This window comes from Exiguobacterium sp. s26 (assembly GCF_018618235.1).
Classification (GTDB): domain Bacteria; phylum Bacillota; class Bacilli; order Exiguobacteriales; family Exiguobacteriaceae; genus Exiguobacterium; species Exiguobacterium chiriqhucha.
This window is the reverse complement of sequence record NZ_JACSLS010000010.1, coordinates 30,623-53,127: the sequence shown is the minus strand read 5'-3', so window position 1 is coordinate 53,127 and position 22,505 is coordinate 30,623. Positions and strand designations below refer to the sequence as shown.

The window sequence follows — 22,505 nt, the reverse complement described above, 5'->3', positions numbered from 1 at the left end:
GTAGCGCTGGCTGCTTTCGATTACAGATCTCGAATCGGATATGCGTCGGCGATTGCCTGTAACCCTTCCAAAAAACGCGTCACATTGCTCACAGACGTCTCAAAGGTGAACGCAAGCTCCTCAGATTCCCCTTCAAGCGGATGTTCGACATATCCCTTTACCGTGACCTCATCCCCATCCGTGTCCCTCCTCGTCATCGTCAAGCGGATATACGGTTCTGTCGGTTCGAACTTGACTTCTTGCATGTCACCGGCAACGAACGACTCGAACACCGGTATGTAGTGAGCCACGAGCAGGCTGTCGAGCATGACGTCATCGAATGTGATGCGATGGTCCGGCGTATGAAGCCCGACCCAGTTGCGATGCCAGGCCGCGTCATGGATGTTGTCGGCGTCCGGATAGGCATAGGCGTAGCTTTCAATCGTTACATCACATGACTCATCTCGTGACATCAGTTTGGCGATGGGCATCGTTATCCGTCCTTCCTGAGCGAATAACCGTCAATCTCCTGTAGACGCATCCGTTTCTGATCGACGGCCGCATGGATGATAACCGTCACGCCTGGATTGAGTTCCATCATCTTCTTGATTTTCGTCAAGTCGTCGCCTTTGATCTCGACCGGCAAGACGAACTCGCCTTCCTTCAAGTGAATGAACTTGATTTTTCCTTTGTCGTCATAGCCTGTCACTTCGTACGTCGCATATTCACGTTTCATCAACATCTCCCCTTCTTCCGAATCAATCTCCACACCGAGATCACAAATTTCCCGTTCCCGTTCAATCCGTTTGTCCCGTTCCATCAGTCCTCTCACGCCTAAAAAAGAAGAGAACAACACAATAAAGATCATGAGGACATTCGAATAGACAAACCCATAGAGCAAACCGTACATGAACCAGCACAGCAACGACATCATCATAAGCGTGGTCGTCTTACCCTGTTCCCGCTCTTGATCCGTTCTATGGTGTGACGCCATCATCCGTCCTCCTCTCCATACTTCATACGTTCCCCGCTTGAATCGGTTCCACACAAAAAATCCACCCCTGTAGCGGCAGGGATGGATCCAGCTTACGCCTCGACGCTATCCGCGTGTTTGGCTTTCTGGTCCGCGATGACGCCTGCGTACCATTTCGCGCTGTCTTTCAAGACGCTGGGAGACCCCATGTCGGAAGGACGTAAGAGAAGACTTGTGTCTCCACTTCTTTGCCGTCTTCTTTCACTTTGATCGGCTTCGACATCCCTTCGAACCAAGATGGTGACCATTCTGGAGCGAGTGCCGTGTATTGTTTCTCACGAAGCTCCTTCGCGTAGTCCATGTAGTTGATCTTGTCTTCTGTCAAGACGAGTTCGTTCTTGTCGTTTACCCATGCTTCTGGGTTCGCGCCTTGTGAGAACCAACGAATCGCGCCTTCGTCCGGGAACATTTTGTAGCCTTTTTGCTTCATCTTCTCTGCAACTTCGAAGATGCCGTCCATCGAGCTCATCATGTTGCCGATTTCAGCCGGATCGTCCGTACCGAGCACTTCTTTCGCTAAGCTACGTTTGTAGTAGACGCCACCTGGTGTCGTTTGCCACGAAAGCGCGCGCACGTTGCCATCTTTATCTTTCCCGAGGTCGAAGACGTAAGGGATGTAATCGTCTGAGATATCGTCGACGTTATAAGGCTCGTCTGAAAGGTTTTCCCAGTATCCTGCGTCAACCCATTGCTTGAGGAACGCGATTTCTCCTGTGAAGACGTCCGGTGCCCCAACGCCGCTTTGAAGTGCCGGCTTAAGTTTTGTCGGATAGTTCGCGATTGGAACGATTGTCAATTCAACCTTAACGCCGTTCTTCTCTTCGTATGTTTTGATTGGCTCTTTAAGCTCGTCCGTGAACGACCAAACTTTAAGTACGTCGTCTTTGCCGCCTGTCGCTTCTGAAGATCCTTCGTCGTTTGAGCACGCGCCTAAGACGCCGACTGATAGTGCTCCGATCGAGAGTAAGCTAACTAATTTTTTCGCATGAGTGAACCGTCCTTTATAAGTAGTTTTTAGAAAGCGTTTTCAAAAAGAGGTAATAATTCATCAAAAGCGCTTTCTAAAATAACTAAATAAAATATCGAAAGCGGTTTCGATTCGAGGTAAATGATTTTCGAAATCGCTCTCTTCTCCATTCCGCTGAAGCGAACAGAGCGACTTCGAAAGATCATCGTGACTTGTTTACTTTTTGACCGGTGCACAAGACGCACGTTCAATCAACCGAACTGGGATGACACGACGTTCAGTCCGTCGTTCTTTGGCTGTCATCTGCTCGATGAGCAGCTCGGCCGCCGCTTCTCCGATTTCGTCCGTATCTTGACGAATCGTCGTCAGCTTCGGTGTGATGTATTTGATCATCTCGATGTCGTCATAGCCGATAATCGAGATGTCTTCCGGGACCCGGAGACCGTGTTCATGGACGGCTTCGATTGCCCCGATGGCCATTTGGTCACCTGCGACGAAGACGGCAGTCGGCGGAGATGGGAGTTGCAATAGCTGCTCCATCGCTTGTTTGCCTTCCTCGACCGAGAAGAACCCGGCGTTCACCAAGTATCCTGGTTGAATCGGTAAATCGAGCGCGTGCATGGCAAGCTCATACCCCTTGACCCGGGCCGCACCAGCGTCAATCGACGAATCGCCGGCGATATGTGCGATGGCGCGATGGCCTAACTCATACAAGTAGTTCACAGCCATGCGGGCCCCTTCCGAGTTGTCGGAATAGACGACGCTACAGTTAGCGCTGTCCATATCGACCACGACGATCGGGATATCGCTTTGCATGAGCTCTTGTACTTGTTCATCCATTCGGTCCGAGCAAATGACGACAATGCCGTCGACCGCTCGGTGTTTGAAGTGCTCGAGGTAACTCATGTCGCGGTTGCGGAGGTTACGCGAGGCGAAGATCAAATCATATCCGTGTTCCTCAGTGGCGTGACGGAAACTTTCAATGATGCCATTGAAGAACGGATGCTTCATTCCGACTTCGTTCGCCTCCGAGAACATGACGCCGATCGCCCATGACTTCTTTGTCGATAACGACTGTGCGTGTGCGTTTGGCAAATAATCCATCTCAGCGGCAGCTTGTAATATTTTGGCTCTCGTCTTTTCGCTGACGTCTTTATAGTTATTCAACGCTTTAGAGACGGTCGTAATCGAAAAGCCGGTTTTTTTTGCTAAATCATAAATCGTACCCATGTCAGTCTCCTCTTCCCGAAAGCGCTTTCGGTAATTTGATTGTAGCGCACGAATTTGTAGGAATCAATTCTTTTTCGTGGAATATTTTGAGATTTATTTTCGTACCGTGTTTCTTCTATATTAACGGATAAAATCACTTTTTGTCGTTAGTGTGTCCGCGTGTATAACCAAACGAGGTTCGTGAACTTTTGAACTTCCGTCTCTCCCGTCTCACCTTTGAACAAACGTTGGAACGGTTTCAGCAACTGTTCAAGGACGATTTTCCGGAGCCGGTCTTGATGGAGCTCGTACGTGATTGCTTCGAATAAATCGGCTTGTTCCTCGGTCATCTTCACGTGCTCATGGATGCGCGCCGCCATCCCAATCAACTCATCTTTCGTGACGAGATTCTTATCCGTCGTCCCCCGCATTTGATCGACAGTGACCGGGTTCAAGATATGTTCTCCGGTGTCGACCATACGCGCCGCCATCAACTCGACGTAGGCGTACAAATTACGAATCAATCGCTGAATCGAGTAGGCCGTGTTCGTGATGCGGAGTGTGAACAGGATATGTTGCAACATCCCGTTGAAGAGTACTGTCAACTCGACCGAGTACGGACGAATCTCCTCACCGATAATCTCGGTCAAGCGCATGGCGAGCCACTCGATCTCATAAACACGGTGCTGCAAGACGAGCTTCTTCAGCTCGGGCTCATTCGCCGACATGATCGACTCAAATAAGGCGTGGAGGTTCCGCTCTTCATTTAATTGAATGAGGATGGAAATCTGCTCGATAAAGACGTCCTTGTCACGCTTGTCCCGCCCCATCTGCATCTCGATGCGGCGCTGGCCGGCGTCATAGCGCAAGTTCTCAAGGATATTGGCGACACAGTCCGTCTTCGAGGCGAAGTAATTGTAGAACGTCCCTTTCGAGATGTTCGCCCGTTCAATGATTTCTTGGACCGACGTCTGTTGGACCCCGTTCTCAATGAAGAGGTTCATGGCGACATCGGCGACTTTTCGTTTCTTATCTTTCATATCATTTCCTGCTCCGTTCTGTTTCATTTATAGATTCAGTATATCATTTTGAACCGATAGTACAAAATGGTTGATTTATTTATACGACGGGTATAAAATCATGACATCGACACTTACTAGTATATAACTATTCAGAACATAAAGGAGCAACTCGTATGAAACCAGAATTCCAAAAGAAACCGCCGTATCTCATGCTCGCGGTCCTCTTTGCCGGGGCGTTCATCGCCTTCCTCAACAACTCTTTATTGAACGTCGCACTCCCATCGATCATGGTCGATTTGGAGATTGCCGACTACTCGACCGTCCAATGGCTCGCGACCGGCTTCATGCTCGTGACGGGTGTGCTCGTCCCAGCATCGGCCTACTTGATCACCCGGTTCTCGAACCGAAGCCTCTTCATCACCTCGATGGCGATTTTCGCTGTCGGGACGGCCATCGCCGCGTTTTCACCGAACTTCGGCATCTTGCTCGCCGGTCGGATGATTCAAGCGGTCGGTGCCTCGACGATGGGGCCACTCCTCATGAACGTCATGCTCGTCAGTTTCCCGCGTGAAAAACGTGGAACGGCGATGGGGATTTTCGGTCTCGTCATGATCTCCGCACCAGCCATTGGACCGACGCTTTCAGGTTACATTGTCGAGTATTACGACTGGCGCGTCTTGTTTGAGATGATTCTCCCGCTCGCTATCATCGGTCTCGGTCTCGCCATTTGGAAAGCCGAGAACGTCATGGTCCAGAATAAAGATCAATCGCTCGACTATTTGTCACTCGTCTTATCGACGCTCGGTTTTGGTGGCGTCTTGTACGGTGTCAGCTCGGCGAGTTCGGATGGCTGGGACAACCCGATTGTCTTGACGACGATGATTGTCGGATTCGTCGCGTTAATCGCCTTCGTCATCCGTCAACTCAACATGGAGAAACCGCTGCTCGACCTTCGGGCGTATAAATACCCGATGTTCGCACTCGCTTCCATCATCGCAATCGTCAACGCCGTCGCCATGTTCTCCGGCATGATTTTGACACCGGCCTACGTGCAAAGCGTCCGCGGCATCTCGCCGCTCGACTCTGGGCTCATGCTGTTACCGGGTGCCATCATCATGGGGATCATGTCACCGATCACAGGGAAACTGTTCGATAAGTTCGGACCGAAGTTGCTCTCGATCACAGGTCTCACCATCACAGCGATTTCGACGTATATGCTCGCTAACGTTCAACTCGATTCGACGTACACGTACATCGTGACGACGTACACGCTCCGCATGTTCGGGATGTCGATGGTCATGATGCCAATCATGACTAACGGTCTCAACCAGTTGCCAACGAGTCTCAACCCGCACGGAACGGCCATCAACAACACGGCCCAACAAGTATCCGGTGCAATCGGGACGGCAGTCCTCGTCACCATCATGAACTCTGTCACGAAAACAGAAGCCGAGTCGCTCATGACCGGCGTCGACCCAGCGACACTCACCGAGAGTGCGATGGGCGCGTTGACGCAACAAGCGTTACTGTCAGGAATTCAAGTTTCATTCTATGTGGCACTTGGGATGAACCTACTTGCGCTTGTACTGGCATTTTTCGTAAAACGAGTCGATGTACGCAAGCTCGACTTCAAGGAAGAAGAATCCGAACTCAAAAAAGCGAATTAACACAACAAGCCGTCCTGTTCGAACAGGGCGGCTTGTTTTCTGTTTATCCTTTTGTAAAACTCAAGTCATGCCGACTCGGATGTTCCGGGTCGAGCTGGCGAATCTTGCGTTCGTAATACATCGTCGTCGCCGCTTGGCCCGCGACCGCACCAAAGAAAATCATCATCCATAAGAACAGATTTGACTGGAATCCGTTCTTAAACAACAAACAGAACCCGATGGCCCCGAACAACGAGACAGCGTTGCGGCCGAGATACGTGCGGCGAATGAACTTCTGGACGGATGGTTCGTCTGTCAACCGTTGCATGAATTGGCTTTCGCGCCACTCCAAATAAATCAACACGACGAGCGCCGCTAAGAAGACGATCCCATAACCCGTTTGAAACTCATTCATAACCAATAACGCAAACGACATCCCGACCGCGATGACGACAGATACGTGCAAGGGCATCCATCTTTTTTGATACGATTGAATCGAACGCATCCGTGCTTGTTTCTCCATTCCCATCACCTCGTTTCTATTTACGTAAGCCAACTGATTTTAGTTTCCTTAAATCGTGGGGTTTTTATAGAGATATTCACTCCGCCGCTTTTCTCATTTCACTCTCTTCACAGTCACATATTCTTGCAATAGGAAATTGATTTTATCCTTTTGATAGAATTGTACTTCTTTAGACGCTTCCACATACTCCTCGTGTTGCGGATGAGACGTATCGTTTAGGATGTCTTGAATCATCTGATTTCCAGTCATCCCGCCCACGTCTTCGAATGGCGTCTCCCCTTCCCATTCTGTCACCATCGGATATGGATACGGATAGTCGTCGATGACTTTCTCTAACGTCAGTTTATGCTTCCAGTCGTCCCCGTAGTCATACGTATAGTAAAGTTTCGGATTCGACTCGATGACGGTCGGCAATTTTACGTTCTTCATCTGGCGAATGGATAATTGCCGATACATTTCATAAATCTGTTGTTCGAATGCTTGTAATTGCGACTTAGACTTGAAGTAAGACAACCGAGCCTTATGCTCCTCGGCTTCATCTGAAGATAAGACGAACCGGAACGTCGGCTTTCGTAAATCATTTTCAAACTTTGCCAAGTGAGAGTCGTCCCACCACATAACGATTTGAATCGCGTCATGGAGCCGTTTGAAGTTCGTCTCGGCCGGGATGCTAAAGCGGCGCCAGACCGGTGTTGGGCTGTCGAGAAGTTGAATGTGGAACTGATACGCTTTGAACATAAAGTCGATTCCTCCTAATTTCGTTTCGGTCGCTTCTTTTTCTGATGATGATTCTTCCTGTTTCAAAAATACCTGAATGAATGGAAACTCGTCACTTACAAAATAGCACTTCACGATTTAGTTGCATAAATTTGGATGATTCCTCCCGCTTAATCAAAATGAAATAATTAAAAAGCCTAATATATGGTATTATTTGCATAGTTTATTTATTGAATAGGGAGGAACAAGGATGAAAAACGTGTTCGTTTATTCGATCGGAATTGCTTTAATCCTATTTTCGTTGATTATATCGATGCCATCTGTTTCAGCTGCGTCAAAAAAAGAAAATCGTGCTATTATGGGAACGTCAGCATTAACACCTCAACAGATGGCGGACTTTGTCAAAAAGAAAAATCCGAAAAACGTCCGGCTTCAAGGTGTGACCGTCGAAGAGCTCGCCAAGCTGTTCGTCGTCATCGGAGCAAAAGAAGGTGTCCGTGGCGATGTCGCGTTCGCGCAAGCGTTGAAGGAGACCGGCTACTTCAGTTACAAAGGTGACGTGCTCCCGAGGCAACATAATTATGCGGGCATCGGAACGGTCGGTAACGGGGTAAAAGGTCATACGTTCCGCTCGCCTTTCCAAGGCGTCACGGCCCATATTCAGCACCTGAAAGCATACGCTTCGAAAGACAAACTGAACATGAAGCTCGTGGACCCTCGCTTCCGTTACGTGAAACGAGGATCTGCACCAACTTGGCCTGCCCTTCAAGGCAAATGGGCGATGCAGCCGAGAGGCAACTATGGCAACGACATCCTTGCAATCTACAAAGAGATGGAACGGACAAAACTTCGCGTCGCCAAAAAATGAACGACTACAATGACTTACAGGGGTGAAAGATAGTGACTTGCAACCAAGTACGATTGTTTAGCGGACTCGCACTTCTCGTGACCGGCGTCGCTTTACTACTTAAACGTTAAGCTGCATCCGGGAATGCCCGGATGCTTTTTTGACGCAATCAACAATAAAGAGGAGCTACCTCAATAAAACCACGCACGTATATCCGAGAGGGTCAACGATGTACCGTTCGACTGGCCGAGACGAACGATGCGAAGCGACTTGAATTGATTCGTCTTCAAATCGACAGCGAAACCGAATTTTTAGACCGCGAGCCGGGCAAGGGCTATCTCGACGCTCCTGCGTTCAAACGACTCATTCAACTAGACCGCGAAACAGCCAACCGTGTCTTCCTAGTCGCCGAAGTCGATGGAAACCTTGTCGGGTTTGCCCGTTGCGAAGGCAGTTCGTTGAAACGGAAAGTGCATGCCGTCGAGTTCGGCGTCGGGGTGTTGCAAGCCTATTGGGGATTCGGCCTCGGCTCGGCACTATTGCGCGCTTCAATCGATTGGGCCGAGACGAACGGAATTCATAAAATCAATTTGAGCGTCATCGAGGCGAATGAAAAAGCCGTCGCACTCTATGAGCGTTACGGCTTTCAACAGGAAGGCAGATTGCGACACGACAAGCGACTACGTGACGGTCACTACTACGATACAATTTTAATGGGTCGCCTGAACGGGATTTGAGCATAGCGCTCGAATCCCGTTTTAGTGCCCCCGATACTTCCCGAGCGCCCGCATATTCAACAAGTAGAGCACAGCGGCGTAAACGATTAAGCCGAGCACATAGCCCCATATCCCGGCAAACCCGCTGCCGTACACCATGACTTCTTTAATCGCGGTCGCCCCGTAAAAGATCGGCATAATATAGCTCAAGTTGCCAAGTCCGTACGGAATCAAGTCGAGCGGGATTAACCCTGAGAAAAACACTTGCGGAATGATTGTGAACGGAATCATTTGGACGACTTGAAGTTCCGAACGGGCGAACACTGAAATCGTCGCGCCGAACAAGACGGCCGTCCCCGCCATTAAAATCATCACGAGAAACACCCAAGCGATATTGCCGAGCGAGGTCAGCCCGAGCACGTAAATCGTATACAGAACGATGAAAACGGACTGAACGACCGCGAACACGCCGTAGCCGAGCGTATACCCTAAGATGACCTGTCCACGTTTGATCGGTGTCATGAGTAGACGTTCGAGCGTGCCACCGCTCCGCTCTTTGACGAGCGCCATCGCGGATAGAATGAAGACGAAGAAGAACGAGAACAGTGACAAGAACACGTAGCCGAACGAATCGAACGTCGATTGGCCTTCTTCCCCATATACATAGTTCATCTCGATATCGGCCGCCGGATTCAATGCCGACAACGCCGCTTGAATCTCTCGTACCGCCTTCGAGGACTTCGTCGACGGCTCTCGGAGCGTGATGGTCGTCCCTTCCTGCGTCGCTTCAAAAATCGCATCGACGTCTTTATTGTCCTCTAAATACCCGAACGGATTGTCGACCGTATCCAACCGGACGTCGAGTGTCTCGGCTTCGAACGCTTCGACGAGTTGCGTTTGCGCGTTCTCATCGAGCACGACGACCGGCACGTAATCCGAGTCACCGAGCAGGAAGTAGACGAGCGTCAAAATCAAAAGTGGTGCGATCAAAATCAAGGCGACACTCCGTTTATCATTGAGCGTCTGAAAGATGACGCGTTTCGCCAAGTTACGCATGATCCGTCCCTCCTTCTCGACCGGCGATGAGGAACAGTTCCTCGACGCGACCGTTCTCCGTCTGATCTAACAGATGCGGCACGGTGTCGTAAGCGATCAAACGGCCGTTATAGATGAGCGCGGCCCGGTCACACTCGAGCACCTCGTCCATGACGTGCGTCGAGACGATGATCGTCGTCCCGTTCGCCCGAATCGCTTGAAACTGATCCCAAATCTGACGGCGTAAGATTGGATCGATTCCGACCGTCGGCTCATCTAAAAACAAGACGTCCGGTTGATGCAGGATTGCGATTGCGAGTGACAACCGTTTTTTCATCCCGCCCGAGAAGTTTCGGACGAGTTTCTTGCGGTCGGCCGTCAAATCGACGAGCGTGAGCACTTCCGTGATGCGTTGTTGGAGCTTCGGTTTGCCGAGCTTATAGATGGAGCCGAAAAATTCAAGATTCCCCTCGGCCGACAAGTCGTCATACAATCCGTCGTTCTGGGGCATGAAGCCGATCTTGTGGAGCATGCTCATGTTTGGCATGATCGTCTCTCCGATGCGAATCGAACCTTTGTCCGCGGCCAAGGCACCGATCATCAGCCGAATGAGCGTCGTCTTTCCCGAACCGGACGGGCCGAGCAAGCAACAAATGTCGCCTGAGTTGATGGTAAAGCCGACATGGTCGATGGCCAATTGGTCACCGAACGATTTACTGATGTCGTTCAGTTGAATATCCATATTCATTCTCCTTTTCGATGCCTTGTTCGAGTACACTGAATTAATAGACACCGTGTTGGTTTATAGGTTCAGTATAGACCTCAGTCGACAGCCCAACAATCGGCAATATCGGCCATCGTGTCGGTTATCAGACAGTTTTCACTCAAGTGTTGGATAAAGGAGAATATTCAGATGGGACATGAAGATTTACGCATCACACGAACGAAACAATTGATTAAAAGCGCCTTCCTCGAGTTGATTGACGAGCATGGATTCGAAGCGGTCACCGTGAAAGCGATCACCGAACGGGCCGGTATCAACCGAGGGACGTTTTACAGTCACTATGTGGATAAGTTCGACTTGATGGAGAAGTCGATTGAAGCGATTTTCCATGAGGCCGAACTTAAACTCGTCAAAAACCTCCCTCACGTCTTCGGTGAAGAGCGCGGCGAATCATCCTATCAACTGCTCGTCCCGTTCATCCGTTTCATCGAAGACAATAAAATCTTGATGAAACCGCTCCTCAGACCGAACGGGGACCCGCAGTTCCAGGCCCGGCTCCGGTCGTACATGCATGCGGCGCTGTTCCATCGTTCCCCGACGGTCTTGTTCGACGAGACGAAGGCGCTCGTGCCGGCCGATTATTTAGTGTCTTACATCTCATCGGCCCATATGGGTGTCATTTACGAATGGCTGTACAACGACCGACCCGAAACGGCCGAGGACATCGCCCGCATCATCTATACAATCACGTTCGAAGGACCGCTGACAGCCGGCGGTCTGAAGCCCTAAGTTTTTTCCCAACATCCACTTTGATCATTTTGTACATTCGAGCCCGATATGCATGTTCATTCTACGCGAAGCAGGGAATAAGAGACGTGATGGCAAACTGTTAGAGTAGACATCACGCGTTTCTACTTAACAATAAAAAATACATGGTGGAAGAAGGGCGAAACACATATGCTAAACGTGAACAAATCAGTGATTGTGATCGGTGGCGGGCTCGGCGGGATTTCCGCGGCCATCTCGCTCACACAAAAAGGATACGACGTCTCCTTGTACGAAAAGAACGACCATATCGGCGGGAAAGTGAATCGGCTCGAACAAGACGGCTTCGGCTTTGACCTCGGCCCGTCGATTTTAACGATGCCGCAGATTTTCGAGAAACTGTTCGCAGGTAGCGGCAAGCGGATGGAAGACTACGTGCCAATCAAACGTCTCGATCTCGAGTGGCGTTCGTTCTTCCCGGATGGCACCGTGCTCGATCTCTATCACGATTTGGACAAGATGGAGCGCGCCAACCCGACATTGTCTCGGAAAGACATGTATGAATACCGCGAGCTGTTGAAATATGCCGAGCGGATTTACAATACGACAGAGAAGGCGTACTTGAAAGAAGGGTTCGAATCACCGCGCGAAGCGGTCGCGAAGAACGGTCTGTTCTCGACGTTGTTCGGCTTCGATTTGACGTCGACGATGTACGACGGCATCGCTAAACGGGTCAGCAACCCGCATTTACGGACGATGCTGTCGTATTACGTGAAGTATGTCGGCTCGTCCCCGTACAGTGCACCAGCCGTCCTCAACATGATGATATATATGCAGCACGCCCAAGGCTGCTGGTACGTCGAAGGTGGGACGCATAAACTCGCGGAAGGATTGACGAAACTCGCGGAAGAGATTGGCGTCCAGCTCCATACCGGGCAAGGCGTCGTCCGCGCGCACACGCTGAATGGTCAACTGACGGCCATCGAACTCGAAGACGGACGACTCCGCTCGGCCGATTATTTCGTCTCCAATATGGAAGTCATCCCGTTCTATCAAAAGATGGTCGAGGCGGACGAACCGTTCGTCGACAAGCTCGTCGAGAAATATGAGCCGGCCAGTTCTGGCTTCGTGCTCCACCTCGGCGTGAACAAAGCGTATCCGGCGCTCGGCCACCACAACTTCTTCTTCTCGGAGAACTTGCACGAACAAATGGACAAGATTTTCGAGCAGCACGAACTGCCGGACGACCCGACAATTTACTTGGTGAACGTCAATAAGACCGATCCGACACAGGCGCCGCCTGGGCACGAAAACATCAAAATCTTGCCGCACATCCCCTACATCCAGGACAATCCGTTCACGCCAGAGGACTACGCCGCGTTTGAAGAACGTGTCCTCGACAAACTCGAACGCATGGGTTTGGACGGTTTGCGGGAACATACGGTGACGCGTGACGTCTGGACGCCGCACGACATCGAGCGTACGTATGGCTCGGACCGTGGCGCGATTTATGGCACCGTCGCCGATAAGAAACGAAACGGCGGCTTCAAGCACAAGAAGCAGAGCGATCTGTACGACAATCTCTATTTCGTCGGCGGCACGGTCAATCCCGGCGGTGGCATGCCGATGGTAACATTGAGCGGCCAGCAAGTGAGCGACAAGATTGCGAAGCGTGATGGAATCACAACACAATGACCGACTCGTTTTGGGAACGACACCGCTTCAAATTCTATACGATTGGCATGGTCGCTTAACGAAGCCGATTACTACCTTAGTAAAATTCCCTATGGAGAAGCAGATGGACTCACCAATCTGTATTCATCCATAGGGTTTTTATCGTGACAAGATACGATTATCCATTTTGTTTATTAGGCTCAATCTCTATGATGCAACTTATGTGGATATTTCTGTAAAGTGTTCATCTTGTATTGATGAACAAGGAGGTAGTTGCTACACTGATTTCAAATATATGGATTGGTACATAGGAAGGCGGTTCGTGCATGAAAATCAAGCTCGATATTAGTACCGAGCGCTATGACGAGATTAAGTCTATGCTCGAGGAAAAAGGAATTGAAATAGATGATACGGCCGACCTAGTACTGAGTACATCTACTCCTTTTGTTCAGCATTTGACTGTTAAAGAGAAGGACACGAATGAACGAATCGTGTTACCAGTAGCGGATATTATTTGTATCGAATCCTTTGGCCATACAGTGGAAATTGAAACGCAAGCATCAGTTTATGTCGCTACTGATCGATTATACCGGCTCGTCAGTTTGCTCGATCCGACGTCTTTTTTACGAATCAGTAACTCTGTTGTCATTGCAACAAATCAAATCAACCAAATCAAACCCACTCTTTCCACAAAATTTATCCTTACCCTAACGAACGGAAAATGCGTTGATGTGACAAGGAGCTATTACTATATCTTTAAAGATCATTTTCATATCTGAAGGAGACGAACTTATGAGTATCCCTATTTACATCATCGCGACATGCATCGTTCTATTCACCTTTATTGTGACTGTCACGCTTTATTTTCAGGCCTACAAGCGACACATCAATCAAGCGCTAAATGGCAACTTAAAGACACGTTCTCCGATGGTGCCGCCTTATAAAATCACTGTCATCCTGTCAATTGTTCTCTTAGTAATCAGTGTGTTGATTAGTTATTTTGCAGGATACACCAATGCGTACAAAGCATATGAGGAAGATACCTGGGTTCTCGCTCCGTCTGACATTCAGACATTTTATGCTGAAATTCAAGGAATCGAAGACAATTGGATAACGGTTAAAGGTAATTCATTTAACGATGAAACGAATCAAACGCTTATGGAATATGAAATTTTTGAGGAACAAGTATCCATTTACAAGAAAGAGGAGACGCTCTCTCTATCAGATTTATCCAAAGGTGATTTGATTTTAATCACCTTGTTGACGAACCGTTCGGGCACAGGTGTGTTTAAAATACAGGTAGTGGAGAAGCAGTGAAACGGCAATCAATTTAAAAAGCCATAAAAGTCGAGGCTCTCGAATTTTATGGCTTTTTGGTTCTATTCAGTTCTGCTTGTTGCTGTTCCAATCATCAGCTTTAGCACGAAAATGATTCCGCCTAACACGACAGCATAGGTACCAAGCGAAAAGAGCATGTCTAATACTCGCATATCCATTTTAATCTACTCACTCCATTCAAAAGTTATTTAGACTCAAGATTTCGTTCACATCTTCAATGTACATCGAGTCGACTTCAAATACATCGGTCCCTTCCATCCCACGAGTGAAGAGCATCTTGTCATCTTCTAAAACCCAGACGTTCACCGTCGCCTCCATCGTGAACTCAGATGGATTGTTCACTGTAATGACGTAGTCGGGAATACCCTCGACCTCCGCCTTGGACAGAGGAGTTGTCTCAATTAACTCAAGAAACCGTCCAATTTCCGCTTCGTCCGTGAGCGTATCGCCAGAATAGACGATGGTGCTTTCATCTGTATAAGTTCCGACGACGAGTTCACGACCATTCTCATTACATGCGTTCAAAAATAGTAATCCCACAATTAGATAGAAGACTAGTCTTCGTCTCATCCATCTGCACGTCCCTTTGGTTTACTTAAACTGATTTTTAGACGCATCACGATGCGCTGTCCGCAGTTCATGGTTCGTCACGTGTTCCGAATCAATCAACTCGATTTTTCGGTTCACCCATACCGACAAGAAGATGAACGGGATGAACAAAGCGAGCAGCATGATCGCGAAGATGACGAGTGACCCTTCAATCGCCCAGGCGATAGCGATGAAGATACCAAGCAGGATAATGTTCGCGAGGACGATGCCGAACTCGAGTCGCACGAACTTTTGATAGCGTGCCTCGTCATTGAACGTGAGCAGCAACTTCATCCGGTGCCATGCCCGATAGAGGCTCGGCAATTGGGTCGCCATGATGATGATGGCGAACGTCATGAGGGTGATTTCTTGCGTGAAAATGAAGTAAAAAGCGATTCCTAAAATCGCGAATGTGAGCAGAAGTGCTGTCCGGTTCACTTTCCGCTCGTTCTCGACCATTTGTTTCAGTCGCTCATTCTTTTGAATCATGTGTAGCCTCCTAGATAAATCTCATTTCCTTCTTTTACGAAAGGACGGGGAAAAGGTTTCATCACGTACTTGCACAGTGAAACCAATCGTATCGAGTTCCCGTACATAGAAGTAGCATACCAATAATTAGGAGGTATTTCGATGGATATTCTCATTTTAGTCGCCCTGCTCGGCATCGTCGGCTTCATCGTGACCCGCTCTTATACCATTTACCCGTCAACGTTCGGCGACCGCTCCCCCGTTCAACCACGCGCCTCGCTCACGACCAAATGCCCGCATTGCCAAACCGTCGTCAAACGGCAGGAACACGGGCAAACTTGTTCAACTTGTCGAAAATCCTTTTAACTAATCTGCTTTGCTTTTTGATGGGCTGTCTCTTTATTTCCACTCAACTGGAACAACAGAACCCCACCAACGATTAGCACGATGCCAAGCGCTGTCTTCCATGTGAACGGGATGGCCTCAAGCCCGAACCAGCCGAGTGTGTCCCATAAGAGCGCGAATAGGATTTGCGACACCATGACGATTGAGATGGCATGGCTCGGTCCGAGCTGTTGGACACCTTGCGTCACGCTCATGACGACGCCGACCCCAATGATGCCGCTAAACCAATACCACGTCTCCATCCCGGTGACGACGAACAGACCAAATCCTTCACTGATCAATCCGACGATTAGTGATGCCAAGAAGCCGAGGGCGAGCACGAGCGTCGTCGTCGCCCACGCCCCGACCCGTTCTTTCACTTTGGCGTTGAACGTGTTCTGCACACAGACGAACATGCCGCCCATGACCGCGAGCATCATTCCAAGTGCCATGATATGTCCTCCTCATTCATAAATACTCTCTCCGGCAACAGCAAGCAATCCGGCGCGATCCATGATTGCAATCGACCGACGATCCCGTTCAATCAATCCTTTTTCCACGAACCGCTTGAGTGTCCGGTTGACGTGGCGATAGCTCGTCCCGATCAAATCGGCGATATCGGTCAACTCATCGACGGTCGATCCGAGCGTCGTCTCTTCCGGTGTCATCGACAACAGATAGCTCGCGAGCCGCACATCGACCGGATAGAACAAGTTGAAACTCATCGACTGCGACTTCATCTCGAACTTTTTCGTAATCCCTGCCAGCAAATAGTGGAGCCATTTCACATCATCCTTAGCATGACGCGCGAGGTCGTCGAAGCGGACGACGATCATCTCGACCGGCGTGACCGCCTCGACCGTGTTCAAGAACGGTGTACGTCGGACGTACTCGATGTCGCCAATCAAATCGAGCGGATATTTGAACGACAAGACGAGCCGCTTCCCGGCCGCTGACGTGTGGGCCACCCGAATCTTTCCACTGACGAGAAAGTGGAGTTGCTCGGCCTTAGCGCCTTGGGTGCAAATCGCCTCTCCCGTCGCATAACGGACGAGCTTAAGTTGAGGACGTACAGCTGATGGGAGTACCTCATCCAGCCCATATCGCTTCATGTAACGGTCAATCTGTTCCATCGCACGTCATCCTTTCAATACGAGAATCCCGACAATCATCATGACGACCCCGAGCAGTTGCGTCCGGTTCAAGTCACGGCGCAACATCCCGAACCAGCCGCGCCAGTCGATGACGAGCGCCAGGGCAAGCTGGGCAATCAAGAACAACGAGATGGTGAGGGTGACGCCGAGCTCATGCACGGCTGTCATATTGCTGAACAAGATGAACGCGGCGAACGCTCCCCCTGACAAATAAAGCGGCTCGACGCGGCGCATGTGAATGTACGTCCGGTCGCGAACGAGGAGCATAATCATGAGCGCGACGAGAAAACCCGTCAGTTGCGTCAACGTCGCTGCCTGCCACGTCCCGATACTCGAACTGATGCGAGCGTTGGCGACGCTCTGTAGCGTTAAAAAGAAGCCGCCACTGATGGCGAACAGTACTCCGCGCATGATGTCTCTCCTTCCTTATGATAAACGAATCAGCATGATTCCGATGACCATGACGAGTAAACTGACGAGTTGAATCCCGGTGACCGGGTTCTTGGCGGCCCCGAACCAACCGAAACGGTCGATGAGCAGGCTTCCGCACAGCAAGCCGACAATGACGATGACGACGGCGATGCCGGTCCCGACCATCGGCACGATTAAGACGTTCCCGCCGATGAACAGTGCCCCGATGATGCCGCCGAGCCAAATCCACCACGGCTGCCCCCGTAGCCCCCCCCTTTCGACGTTCGGCCGCAAGACGAGCAAGATGAGCAGTAACGTCACCGTCCCGACGACGAACGAGACGAGCGCCCCTTTCAAAGCCGATTCGAGCACCGTCCCCAAATAACCGTTGATGGCCGTCTGCGTCGCACTCATCATCCCGGTCCCGATTCCGACGAGGCGCCAGACGTTCAAATTGCCGGTTCCCGTCTGCGATGGGGCGACGAGTTTGCCGCGGCGACGGTTAATCCAGTCCGTGAGCGCGACCGTCCCGACGACGCCGAGCAACACGAGCAAGGCCCCGAATACACGCCACGGCGTGAGGACGTTGACGGCCGAGTTGAACCAACCGAAGTGGTCAATCAACAGTCCCATCAAAATCTGTCCGAAGATTGGCATGATGACGGTCTGGACGCTGCCGAGTCTCGGGAACAAGAGGATGTTCCCTGTTAAAAAGATGACCCCCAACAAGCCGCCCGACCACATCCAAAGCGGTTCTCCTTGGAAAATGGATGATTCAATCCCGAACGACTGCCCGGTGAGCAGTAACGTAAGTGTTAAAAACGTCGTCCCGATTGCGAACGACAGGAACGACGCGACGAACGGTGACCCGACGATGGTGCGCAGACGTGAGTTCACGCTCGTCTGCATCGGCAACAAAATCCCGATGACGAGTCCAATTACAATGGCTAACATAGTCTCTTCCTCGATTCTCTCTATATACTGTGTACGTGTTAAGCTTACCCCTCACACACTTTAGCATAAAGGACCGATGTCCTGAAATGTGAAAAAAGACGAGTTCCGATGATCAGGAACTCGTCTTTTCGTGTGCACGGCGCTCAGTTTTCGCTTCGTCGAACATCCGATTCGTGACGTGATGTTGATCAAATGTCAGAACGATTCGGTTGACCATGTATGAAAACAGTAACCCGCCAATCGTCCCAGTCACCAACATGACCATGAGTGGCCAAATCGTGAGAAGGCCCGTGTGATAGGCAGCGAGCAGACAGATGAACAGCAAAAAGATGAACCATTCGACGATGAAATCACTGTAAATCCAACGTCGATAGCGAGGATCCGGATTAAATGTCAGCAATACTTTCGTCTTGCACCACGTGACACACAGTTGTGGTAAGTACACGGCAAAGAGGATGAGCGGTAAGTAAATCGATGTCTGATACGAGATGAACGCGACGGCGATGAGGTTGAAAAAGAGACCCCAGTAGCGCCAGTGCCACGTCGCATCGTCATGCGCAAGTAATCGCTCGATTCGTTCTTGTTTCGTCAAGATCATCACATCAACCCCCGCGTCGTCATCAATTCAGATCGGACCGGTTGGGCTGTATCTGCGCTTTGGACAGCTTCGTTGAAGCGTTTATACAAAGGCGGCAACGTGACGGCAATCCCAATGGTGAGAATCCACGTCCACCATGGAGCCTCCAATTTATAACTTGCCACGCTACCGACGATAATGACGTACCATCCGCTTAACACCCAGTAGACGTTTCTCGTCGCGACTTGTGCTTTCGGTTCCGCAGACAGATTGGCGAGCGCCTTGCCCTCTTGTATTACATATACAATCGAACCGATTGCGAATATACTCATCAAACCTGCCCATACCCACCACAGTTGATCGGCGAGCAACGTGACAAATAATAGTCCAGGGACAGGAGCGAACAGCAGGTCTCGCCGCCGCTTTTTTTGCTCACGGTATCGGTTCATTTCGTCAATCCGTTGTTGTTTCGTCATACGATTCCATTCCTTTTCTAATCATTGATTCCGTCAAGACGACGTTTTAACTTCTCGCGATTGGCTTTAGCCAGCATGTTCGATGTGACGTGTTCCGGGTCGAGTTTGAGCAGTTTTCGATCAATCCACAGCGGTAACAAGACAGAAGGTGGTGCCCCGATGACCATCGCCCACATCAACACGTCCGGATGAATCTGCCCCGTCAAAAACAGGGTGATGAGACTGAACAACGTGAGGAAGGTAGCTACCAAGATAAAGAATTGTCCTTTCACGAGACGCCGATATGTCCAGTCGTCATTGAACCGAAGATACAGGACGGTCTGTTTCCATTCGAAAAACAGTGTCGGCACAAGACTGGCCACCGCAATCATGCCAGAATACGTCGTGTGCATCATGAAATAAAGCGCGCTCACAAAGATGACGACACTGCTTCCAATCATGAAACGACGATACGTCGTGTAGATTTGTAACAATGCCTCAGTCCGGGCTTCTCGATCCATCTCATCCCTCCTCAGTTTCTGACGTTGTCGAGCCGTATCTCACGAAGCATTGGATGCTCCGGATCGATGTTCATCAACCGCTCGTCTTGCTTTCGGATCAAACGATACCCGACATAGATGACACCGACCGCTACACCTAATATCCACGCGTATGTCCACCCGAGCTTAAGCGTCAGGGCAAACGACAAAAGGAACAGGACGAACAGCGCAAAGACGAATCTGTTCCGACAGACGATCATCGTTTTGGCTTCCTCTTGCTCGGTCAACTCGGTCTCGAGTCGGTTCGCCTTGAAGAAGATTCCTCCCAGCAGCAAGAGACAGGCGAGTATGCCGGCCACGTACCAACCGTTCCATGAATCCGATTGAATCAATCCGACGAGACAAAATACCAGCGGAAACGTGAGCAGACTTTGAAGAACAGCCGTCTTTATATTGGTTTTATAAATCAGATTGATACGTTCTTGTTTGTTCATATCGGCCACCTCACCACATGAATCTCGTGCGTTGAATCTCGCGACGAGTCGGTTGTTCTGAATCCATCCAGCTCAACTGTTGATCGAGCTTATGTTGTGTAAACAATATTAGGATGCCGCCACTGATAAATAGAATAAAAGGGATTAGACTTGTCAGGATATTCAGTCGCATCATCAGCGGAAAAATCACGGCCATCATGATGACGAACAAGTAGTCGAGTTGATATTGGATGCCAATCATCTTCCTCGCTTGATTATGCGCCGTTAATGCTTTGACGAAGTCTGCTTCCCTCATAAACAAAATACTTGCCGCACTGGTCAATGATAGAAGGAAAGCTGCCATAATCATCGGATGCCCTTGCGACTGTAAGAAGTAATAAACGAGGAACCCGGTCGGAAGGGCGAAGGCGAGACGTAACAACATCCACCGTATATTCATTTGTTTCACGCTATGTAGTCGTTCTTGTTTGTTCATATCGTTCACCTCTTAGCTAACTATACGACTCTTAGGGAAAAAAGTTCCGTTTTTTTACAATTGTTTTGTAACTGCCTACTCGCTTGACGGGAAAGTCACTACGCCTTATAGTTTAGTTAACTTAACTATATTAAAAGACAGAAAGACTGAGGTTTTCTTTATGAATTTGCTACAAAATCCACGCTTCGTATTCACGTGGTTATCCGGCATGACGCTCACGCTCGGCTTCTCGATTTTCTTCTTGAGCGTATCGTGGCTCACGATCGATGTGCTGAAGCAACCGGCTCTCCTCGGGATTATCATGACCGCCGTCTCGTTGCCGCGTGTCGTGATGATGATATTCGGTGGTGTGTTCGCCGACCGATTCCAAAAGAGTCAGCTCTTGTTTTTGACGAACCTCGGGCAAGGTCTTCTCATGGTCGCGGTCGTGGCGCTCCATCTTGCGGACGCGTATTCGGTGTTCGCCTTAATTATGATTTCCATCGTGTTCGGACTGCTCGACGGCATGTCCTATCCGGCGTTGTCTTCCTTGATCCCGTCGCTCGTCAAACAAGAAGAGCTGCAACGCGCCAACTCGCTCTTCCAAGGGACGCTCGAGCTCATGTTCGTATTCGGCCCCTTCCTCGCCGGAGCGTTACTCACATGGGGCGGCTTCGGGCTCAGTTTCGGGACAGCAGCCGTCTTGATTTTCATCGCCGCTATCTTGATTATGCCGCGCTTGATTCGTGACTCCATCCCCCTCGCCCGTGCCATGTCGCTCAGTCATGTCATCGTCGATTTGAAAGAGGGCATCCGTTACGTCTCGAGCACGCCGATTTTGCGGAGCGGGACGTTATCGATTGCTATCGTCAACTTGTTCGTCATGGGACCACTCATCATGAGCATCCCGATTCTCGTCGGTGAAGGGGGCGGGAATGCGTTTGACTTGAGTCTGATTGAAGGTGGGCTTGCCGTCGGGACGTTCGTGGCGAGTTTTCTCGTCCTGTTGTTCCGCTCGGTCCATCGTGGACGCTTCGTCTTCCGCGTCCTGTTTTTGACGATTGGGGCCTTCTTCCTCTATACGCAGGCGCAGTCCATCACGCTTCTCGCCTTGGCTGCGGCCGCGAGCGGGTTTATGTTGATGCTCGTCTATTTGCCGACGGTCACACTCATGCAAGAACATAGCGACCACGATAAGATCGGACGGGTCATGAGCATCATGGCGCTCGCCGCATCCGGACTAGAACCGATCGCGTTCGCTGTCCTGTCGATTCTGGTCGCCCTGGCCGTACCGATTCAAACGCTCCTCATCTCGTTTGGTATAATCGGATTAGTATGCAGTATCGTGTTATACGTTCGGAGCCAGACGTTCCGTGACACGCGATGAAAGGAGAACGACGATTGAACGACACACGCAAACAACAAGTCATCGAGATGTATCGTCAAATCGACGAGCTCGACTTGTTGTTCACCAAATACTTTACCGAGTTGAACGAATTCGAACTCAGTTACCAGCAAGAACAGATGTTACTTCTGTTCAAACGACAAGACACATGGACGACGACCGAGATTGCGACGAAGATGAATATCTCGAAAAGTGCGGTCAGCCAAGTGCTCAAAGTGCTCGAACAACGTGAGTTCGTCCAAAAAGAGAAGAACCCGGACAACTTACGTGAGAGTTTCATCCGTCTCGGCCCAATCGGTATGGCATATTCGAAACAAATCGATGCGATTGAAGAACGGCTCGCCGAAGAGATGTTCTCCGTGCTCGAAGATGATGAGATGACGATGATCAATCGCTCACTCGCGCTGATGATCAAGAAGTTCAAATGAAAAATGCGTATCGTCCCGACTCGGGAGGATACGCATTT

At 50.0% G+C, this 22,505-nt stretch carries 30 protein-coding genes; 10 read left to right on the top strand and 20 right to left on the bottom strand.

Annotated features, from left to right (window positions below; translation table 11 throughout):
- Window positions 1-20 precede the first annotated feature (20 nt).
- The 5 genes from KNP82_RS13115 to KNP82_RS13095 all read right to left on the bottom strand — a co-directional run bounded on the left by KNP82_RS13115 (window position 21) and on the right by KNP82_RS13095 (window position 4,228).
- Window positions 21-470 (bottom strand): WapI family immunity protein, encoded by a 450-nt coding sequence (locus KNP82_RS13115; protein ID WP_214828292.1) that lies wholly within the window; start codon window positions 468-470, stop codon window positions 21-23.
- Between the two features lie 2 nt (window positions 471-472).
- Window positions 473-973, bottom strand: coding sequence for a hypothetical protein (locus tag KNP82_RS13110; RefSeq protein WP_131472855.1), 501 nt, complete (start codon window positions 971-973; stop codon window positions 473-475).
- A 166-nt stretch (window positions 974-1,139) separates the two neighbouring features.
- Window positions 1,140-1,847 carry an ABC transporter substrate-binding protein gene (locus KNP82_RS13105; protein WP_353049064.1) on the bottom strand — a complete coding sequence of 236 codons (708 nt, stop codon included), beginning with the start codon at window positions 1,845-1,847 and terminating at the stop codon, window positions 1,140-1,142.
- A 348-nt stretch (window positions 1,848-2,195) separates the two neighbouring features.
- Window positions 2,196-3,209, bottom strand: coding sequence for a LacI family DNA-binding transcriptional regulator (locus KNP82_RS13100; protein ID WP_214828290.1), 1,014 nt, complete (start codon window positions 3,207-3,209; stop codon window positions 2,196-2,198).
- A 146-nt stretch (window positions 3,210-3,355) separates the two neighbouring features.
- Complete coding sequence (locus KNP82_RS13095) at window positions 3,356-4,228, bottom strand: TetR/AcrR family transcriptional regulator (protein WP_214756889.1); 873 nt, start codon at window positions 4,226-4,228, stop codon at window positions 3,356-3,358.
- Window positions 4,229-4,383: 155 nt separating this feature from the next.
- Between KNP82_RS13095 and KNP82_RS13090 the strand changes: the two genes are divergently transcribed.
- On the top strand, window positions 4,384-5,877 hold the full coding sequence (locus tag KNP82_RS13090; RefSeq protein WP_214756888.1) for a DHA2 family efflux MFS transporter permease subunit: 1,494 nt from the start codon (window positions 4,384-4,386) through the stop codon (window positions 5,875-5,877).
- 43 nt (window positions 5,878-5,920) lie between these two features.
- Here the strand turns inward: KNP82_RS13090 and KNP82_RS13085 are convergent, their stop codons facing one another.
- Both KNP82_RS13085 and KNP82_RS13080 read right to left on the bottom strand, forming a co-directional pair.
- The gene (locus tag KNP82_RS13085) at window positions 5,921-6,379 is read right to left on the bottom strand and encodes a hypothetical protein (protein WP_029596155.1); all 459 of its coding nucleotides are present in this window, start codon (window positions 6,377-6,379) and stop codon (window positions 5,921-5,923) included.
- Between the two features lie 93 nt (window positions 6,380-6,472).
- Complete coding sequence (locus tag KNP82_RS13080) at window positions 6,473-7,117, bottom strand: plasmid pRiA4b ORF-3 family protein (protein WP_214756886.1); 645 nt, start codon at window positions 7,115-7,117, stop codon at window positions 6,473-6,475.
- A gap of 337 nt (window positions 7,118-7,454) precedes the next feature.
- On the opposite strand from KNP82_RS13080, the gene KNP82_RS13075 reads away from it, so the two are divergent.
- Window positions 7,455-7,964, top strand: a complete 510-nt coding sequence (locus KNP82_RS13075) for a glucosaminidase domain-containing protein (RefSeq protein WP_251128757.1) — start codon at window positions 7,455-7,457, stop codon at window positions 7,962-7,964.
- Window positions 7,965-8,137: 173 nt separating this feature from the next.
- Window positions 8,138-8,680, top strand: coding sequence for a GNAT family N-acetyltransferase (locus KNP82_RS13070; protein ID WP_214828312.1), 543 nt, complete (start codon window positions 8,138-8,140; stop codon window positions 8,678-8,680).
- Between the two features lie 21 nt (window positions 8,681-8,701).
- Here the strand turns inward: KNP82_RS13070 and KNP82_RS13065 are convergent, their stop codons facing one another.
- Together KNP82_RS13065 and KNP82_RS13060 are read right to left on the bottom strand one after the other, a co-directional pair.
- Window positions 8,702-9,715 (bottom strand): ABC transporter permease, encoded by a 1,014-nt coding sequence (locus tag KNP82_RS13065; protein ID WP_214828287.1) that lies wholly within the window; start codon window positions 9,713-9,715, stop codon window positions 8,702-8,704.
- Window positions 9,708-10,436 carry an ABC transporter ATP-binding protein gene (locus KNP82_RS13060; protein ID WP_029596160.1) on the bottom strand — a complete coding sequence of 243 codons (729 nt, stop codon included), beginning with the start codon at window positions 10,434-10,436 and terminating at the stop codon, window positions 9,708-9,710. The genes KNP82_RS13065 and KNP82_RS13060 overlap by 8 nt, the downstream gene beginning before the upstream one ends.
- 171 nt (window positions 10,437-10,607) lie before the next feature.
- Here KNP82_RS13060 and KNP82_RS13055 point away from each other — a divergent pair, with 171 nt between their 5' ends.
- The 4 genes from KNP82_RS13055 to KNP82_RS13040 all read left to right on the top strand — a co-directional run bounded on the left by KNP82_RS13055 (window position 10,608) and on the right by KNP82_RS13040 (window position 14,174).
- The gene (locus KNP82_RS13055; RefSeq protein WP_051627757.1) at window positions 10,608-11,207 is read left to right on the top strand and encodes a TetR/AcrR family transcriptional regulator; all 600 of its coding nucleotides are present in this window, start codon (window positions 10,608-10,610) and stop codon (window positions 11,205-11,207) included.
- A gap of 168 nt (window positions 11,208-11,375) precedes the next feature.
- Window positions 11,376-12,878, top strand: a complete 1,503-nt coding sequence (locus tag KNP82_RS13050) for a phytoene desaturase family protein (protein WP_214828284.1) — start codon at window positions 11,376-11,378, stop codon at window positions 12,876-12,878.
- 305 nt (window positions 12,879-13,183) lie between these two features.
- Window positions 13,184-13,636 carry a LytTR family DNA-binding domain-containing protein gene (locus tag KNP82_RS13045; RefSeq protein ID WP_029596163.1) on the top strand — a complete coding sequence of 151 codons (453 nt, stop codon included), beginning with the start codon at window positions 13,184-13,186 and terminating at the stop codon, window positions 13,634-13,636.
- A 13-nt stretch (window positions 13,637-13,649) separates the two neighbouring features.
- Window positions 13,650-14,174: a hypothetical protein gene (locus KNP82_RS13040; protein ID WP_029596164.1), complete on the top strand. Its 525-nt coding sequence runs from the start codon at window positions 13,650-13,652 to the stop codon at window positions 14,172-14,174.
- A gap of 198 nt (window positions 14,175-14,372) precedes the next feature.
- On the opposite strand, the gene KNP82_RS13035 is transcribed toward KNP82_RS13040, so the two are convergent.
- Window positions 14,373-14,765, bottom strand: a complete 393-nt coding sequence (locus tag KNP82_RS13035; protein ID WP_035385694.1) for a hypothetical protein — start codon at window positions 14,763-14,765, stop codon at window positions 14,373-14,375.
- Between the two features lie 21 nt (window positions 14,766-14,786).
- On the bottom strand, window positions 14,787-15,272 hold the full coding sequence (locus KNP82_RS13030; RefSeq protein ID WP_029596166.1) for a hypothetical protein: 486 nt from the start codon (window positions 15,270-15,272) through the stop codon (window positions 14,787-14,789).
- Between the two features lie 141 nt (window positions 15,273-15,413).
- Between KNP82_RS13030 and KNP82_RS13025 the strand changes: the two genes are divergently transcribed.
- The gene (locus KNP82_RS13025) at window positions 15,414-15,617 is read left to right on the top strand and encodes a hypothetical protein (RefSeq protein WP_214756823.1); all 204 of its coding nucleotides are present in this window, start codon (window positions 15,414-15,416) and stop codon (window positions 15,615-15,617) included.
- Here the strand turns inward: KNP82_RS13025 and KNP82_RS13020 are convergent.
- The 9 genes from KNP82_RS13020 to KNP82_RS12980 all read right to left on the bottom strand — a co-directional run bounded on the left by KNP82_RS13020 (window position 15,614) and on the right by KNP82_RS12980 (window position 20,655).
- Complete coding sequence (locus KNP82_RS13020) at window positions 15,614-16,087, bottom strand: DMT family transporter (RefSeq protein WP_029596168.1); 474 nt, start codon at window positions 16,085-16,087, stop codon at window positions 15,614-15,616. The two genes, KNP82_RS13025 and KNP82_RS13020, sit on opposite strands and share 4 nt — an antisense overlap.
- A 12-nt stretch (window positions 16,088-16,099) precedes the next feature.
- Window positions 16,100-16,768 (bottom strand): Crp/Fnr family transcriptional regulator, encoded by a 669-nt coding sequence (locus tag KNP82_RS13015; RefSeq protein ID WP_029596169.1) that lies wholly within the window; start codon window positions 16,766-16,768, stop codon window positions 16,100-16,102.
- Between the two features lie 6 nt (window positions 16,769-16,774).
- Complete coding sequence (locus KNP82_RS13010; protein ID WP_029596170.1) at window positions 16,775-17,200, bottom strand: DMT family transporter; 426 nt, start codon at window positions 17,198-17,200, stop codon at window positions 16,775-16,777.
- A 15-nt stretch (window positions 17,201-17,215) separates the two neighbouring features.
- On the bottom strand, window positions 17,216-18,154 hold the full coding sequence (locus KNP82_RS13005; RefSeq protein ID WP_029596171.1) for a DMT family transporter: 939 nt from the start codon (window positions 18,152-18,154) through the stop codon (window positions 17,216-17,218).
- A 112-nt stretch (window positions 18,155-18,266) separates the two neighbouring features.
- Window positions 18,267-18,752: a hypothetical protein gene (locus KNP82_RS13000; RefSeq protein ID WP_029596172.1), complete on the bottom strand. Its 486-nt coding sequence runs from the start codon at window positions 18,750-18,752 to the stop codon at window positions 18,267-18,269.
- On the bottom strand, window positions 18,752-19,207 hold the full coding sequence (locus KNP82_RS12995) for a hypothetical protein (protein ID WP_214828281.1): 456 nt from the start codon (window positions 19,205-19,207) through the stop codon (window positions 18,752-18,754). The genes KNP82_RS13000 and KNP82_RS12995 overlap by 1 nt, the downstream gene beginning before the upstream one ends.
- A gap of 17 nt (window positions 19,208-19,224) precedes the next feature.
- The gene (locus tag KNP82_RS12990; RefSeq protein WP_214828278.1) at window positions 19,225-19,707 is read right to left on the bottom strand and encodes a hypothetical protein; all 483 of its coding nucleotides are present in this window, start codon (window positions 19,705-19,707) and stop codon (window positions 19,225-19,227) included.
- An 11-nt stretch (window positions 19,708-19,718) separates the two neighbouring features.
- A complete protein-coding gene (locus tag KNP82_RS12985; RefSeq protein ID WP_214828275.1) occupies window positions 19,719-20,180 on the bottom strand; it encodes a hypothetical protein in 462 nt (153 codons plus the stop codon).
- Window positions 20,181-20,190: 10 nt separating this feature from the next.
- On the bottom strand, window positions 20,191-20,655 hold the full coding sequence (locus KNP82_RS12980) for a hypothetical protein (RefSeq protein ID WP_214828273.1): 465 nt from the start codon (window positions 20,653-20,655) through the stop codon (window positions 20,191-20,193).
- A 160-nt stretch (window positions 20,656-20,815) separates the two neighbouring features.
- Between KNP82_RS12980 and KNP82_RS12975 the strand changes: the two genes are divergently transcribed.
- Both KNP82_RS12975 and KNP82_RS12970 read left to right on the top strand, forming a co-directional pair.
- The gene (locus KNP82_RS12975) at window positions 20,816-22,021 is read left to right on the top strand and encodes an MFS transporter (protein WP_214828270.1); all 1,206 of its coding nucleotides are present in this window, start codon (window positions 20,816-20,818) and stop codon (window positions 22,019-22,021) included.
- 14 nt (window positions 22,022-22,035) lie between these two features.
- Window positions 22,036-22,467 (top strand): MarR family winged helix-turn-helix transcriptional regulator, encoded by a 432-nt coding sequence (locus KNP82_RS12970; protein ID WP_021065346.1) that lies wholly within the window; start codon window positions 22,036-22,038, stop codon window positions 22,465-22,467.
- The last annotated feature ends 38 nt before the right edge of the window (window positions 22,468-22,505 follow it).

Excerpts from the sequence above, each read along its gene's own strand:
- KNP82_RS13115 (WP_214828292.1), bottom strand. The coding sequence starts at position 470 with ATGCCCATCGCCAAACTGATGTCACGAGATGAGTCATGTGATGTAACG.
- KNP82_RS13110 (WP_131472855.1), bottom strand. The coding sequence starts at position 973 with ATGGCGTCACACCATAGAACGGATCAAGAGCGGGAACAGGGTAAGACG.
- KNP82_RS13100 (WP_214828290.1), bottom strand. The coding sequence starts at position 3,209 with ATGGGTACGATTTATGATTTAGCAAAAAAAACCGGCTTTTCGATTACG.
- KNP82_RS13095 (WP_214756889.1), bottom strand. The coding sequence starts at position 4,228 with ATGAAAGATAAGAAACGAAAAGTCGCCGATGTCGCCATGAACCTCTTC.
- KNP82_RS13090 (WP_214756888.1), top strand. The coding sequence starts at position 4,384 with ATGAAACCAGAATTCCAAAAGAAACCGCCGTATCTCATGCTCGCGGTC.
- KNP82_RS13085 (WP_029596155.1), bottom strand. The coding sequence starts at position 6,379 with ATGGAGAAACAAGCACGGATGCGTTCGATTCAATCGTATCAAAAAAGA.
- KNP82_RS13080 (WP_214756886.1), bottom strand. The coding sequence starts at position 7,117 with ATGTTCAAAGCGTATCAGTTCCACATTCAACTTCTCGACAGCCCAACA.
- KNP82_RS13075 (WP_251128757.1), top strand. The coding sequence starts at position 7,455 with ATGGGAACGTCAGCATTAACACCTCAACAGATGGCGGACTTTGTCAAA.
- KNP82_RS13065 (WP_214828287.1), bottom strand. The coding sequence starts at position 9,715 with ATGCGTAACTTGGCGAAACGCGTCATCTTTCAGACGCTCAATGATAAA.
- KNP82_RS13060 (WP_029596160.1), bottom strand. The coding sequence starts at position 10,436 with ATGGATATTCAACTGAACGACATCAGTAAATCGTTCGGTGACCAATTG.
- KNP82_RS13055 (WP_051627757.1), top strand. The coding sequence starts at position 10,608 with ATGGGACATGAAGATTTACGCATCACACGAACGAAACAATTGATTAAA.
- KNP82_RS13050 (WP_214828284.1), top strand. The coding sequence starts at position 11,376 with ATGCTAAACGTGAACAAATCAGTGATTGTGATCGGTGGCGGGCTCGGC.
- KNP82_RS13045 (WP_029596163.1), top strand. The coding sequence starts at position 13,184 with ATGAAAATCAAGCTCGATATTAGTACCGAGCGCTATGACGAGATTAAG.
- KNP82_RS13040 (WP_029596164.1), top strand. The coding sequence starts at position 13,650 with ATGAGTATCCCTATTTACATCATCGCGACATGCATCGTTCTATTCACC.
- KNP82_RS13035 (WP_035385694.1), bottom strand. The coding sequence starts at position 14,765 with ATGAGACGAAGACTAGTCTTCTATCTAATTGTGGGATTACTATTTTTG.
- KNP82_RS13030 (WP_029596166.1), bottom strand. The coding sequence starts at position 15,272 with ATGATTCAAAAGAATGAGCGACTGAAACAAATGGTCGAGAACGAGCGG.
- KNP82_RS13025 (WP_214756823.1), top strand. The coding sequence starts at position 15,414 with ATGGATATTCTCATTTTAGTCGCCCTGCTCGGCATCGTCGGCTTCATC.
- KNP82_RS13020 (WP_029596168.1), bottom strand. The coding sequence starts at position 16,087 with ATGGCACTTGGAATGATGCTCGCGGTCATGGGCGGCATGTTCGTCTGT.
- KNP82_RS13015 (WP_029596169.1), bottom strand. The coding sequence starts at position 16,768 with ATGGAACAGATTGACCGTTACATGAAGCGATATGGGCTGGATGAGGTA.
- KNP82_RS13010 (WP_029596170.1), bottom strand. The coding sequence starts at position 17,200 with ATGCGCGGAGTACTGTTCGCCATCAGTGGCGGCTTCTTTTTAACGCTA.
- KNP82_RS13005 (WP_029596171.1), bottom strand. The coding sequence starts at position 18,154 with ATGTTAGCCATTGTAATTGGACTCGTCATCGGGATTTTGTTGCCGATG.
- KNP82_RS13000 (WP_029596172.1), bottom strand. The coding sequence starts at position 18,752 with ATGATCTTGACGAAACAAGAACGAATCGAGCGATTACTTGCGCATGAC.
- KNP82_RS12995 (WP_214828281.1), bottom strand. The coding sequence starts at position 19,207 with ATGACGAAACAACAACGGATTGACGAAATGAACCGATACCGTGAGCAA.
- KNP82_RS12990 (WP_214828278.1), bottom strand. The coding sequence starts at position 19,707 with ATGGATCGAGAAGCCCGGACTGAGGCATTGTTACAAATCTACACGACG.
- KNP82_RS12985 (WP_214828275.1), bottom strand. The coding sequence starts at position 20,180 with ATGAACAAACAAGAACGTATCAATCTGATTTATAAAACCAATATAAAG.
- KNP82_RS12980 (WP_214828273.1), bottom strand. The coding sequence starts at position 20,655 with ATGAACAAACAAGAACGACTACATAGCGTGAAACAAATGAATATACGG.
- KNP82_RS12975 (WP_214828270.1), top strand. The coding sequence starts at position 20,816 with ATGAATTTGCTACAAAATCCACGCTTCGTATTCACGTGGTTATCCGGC.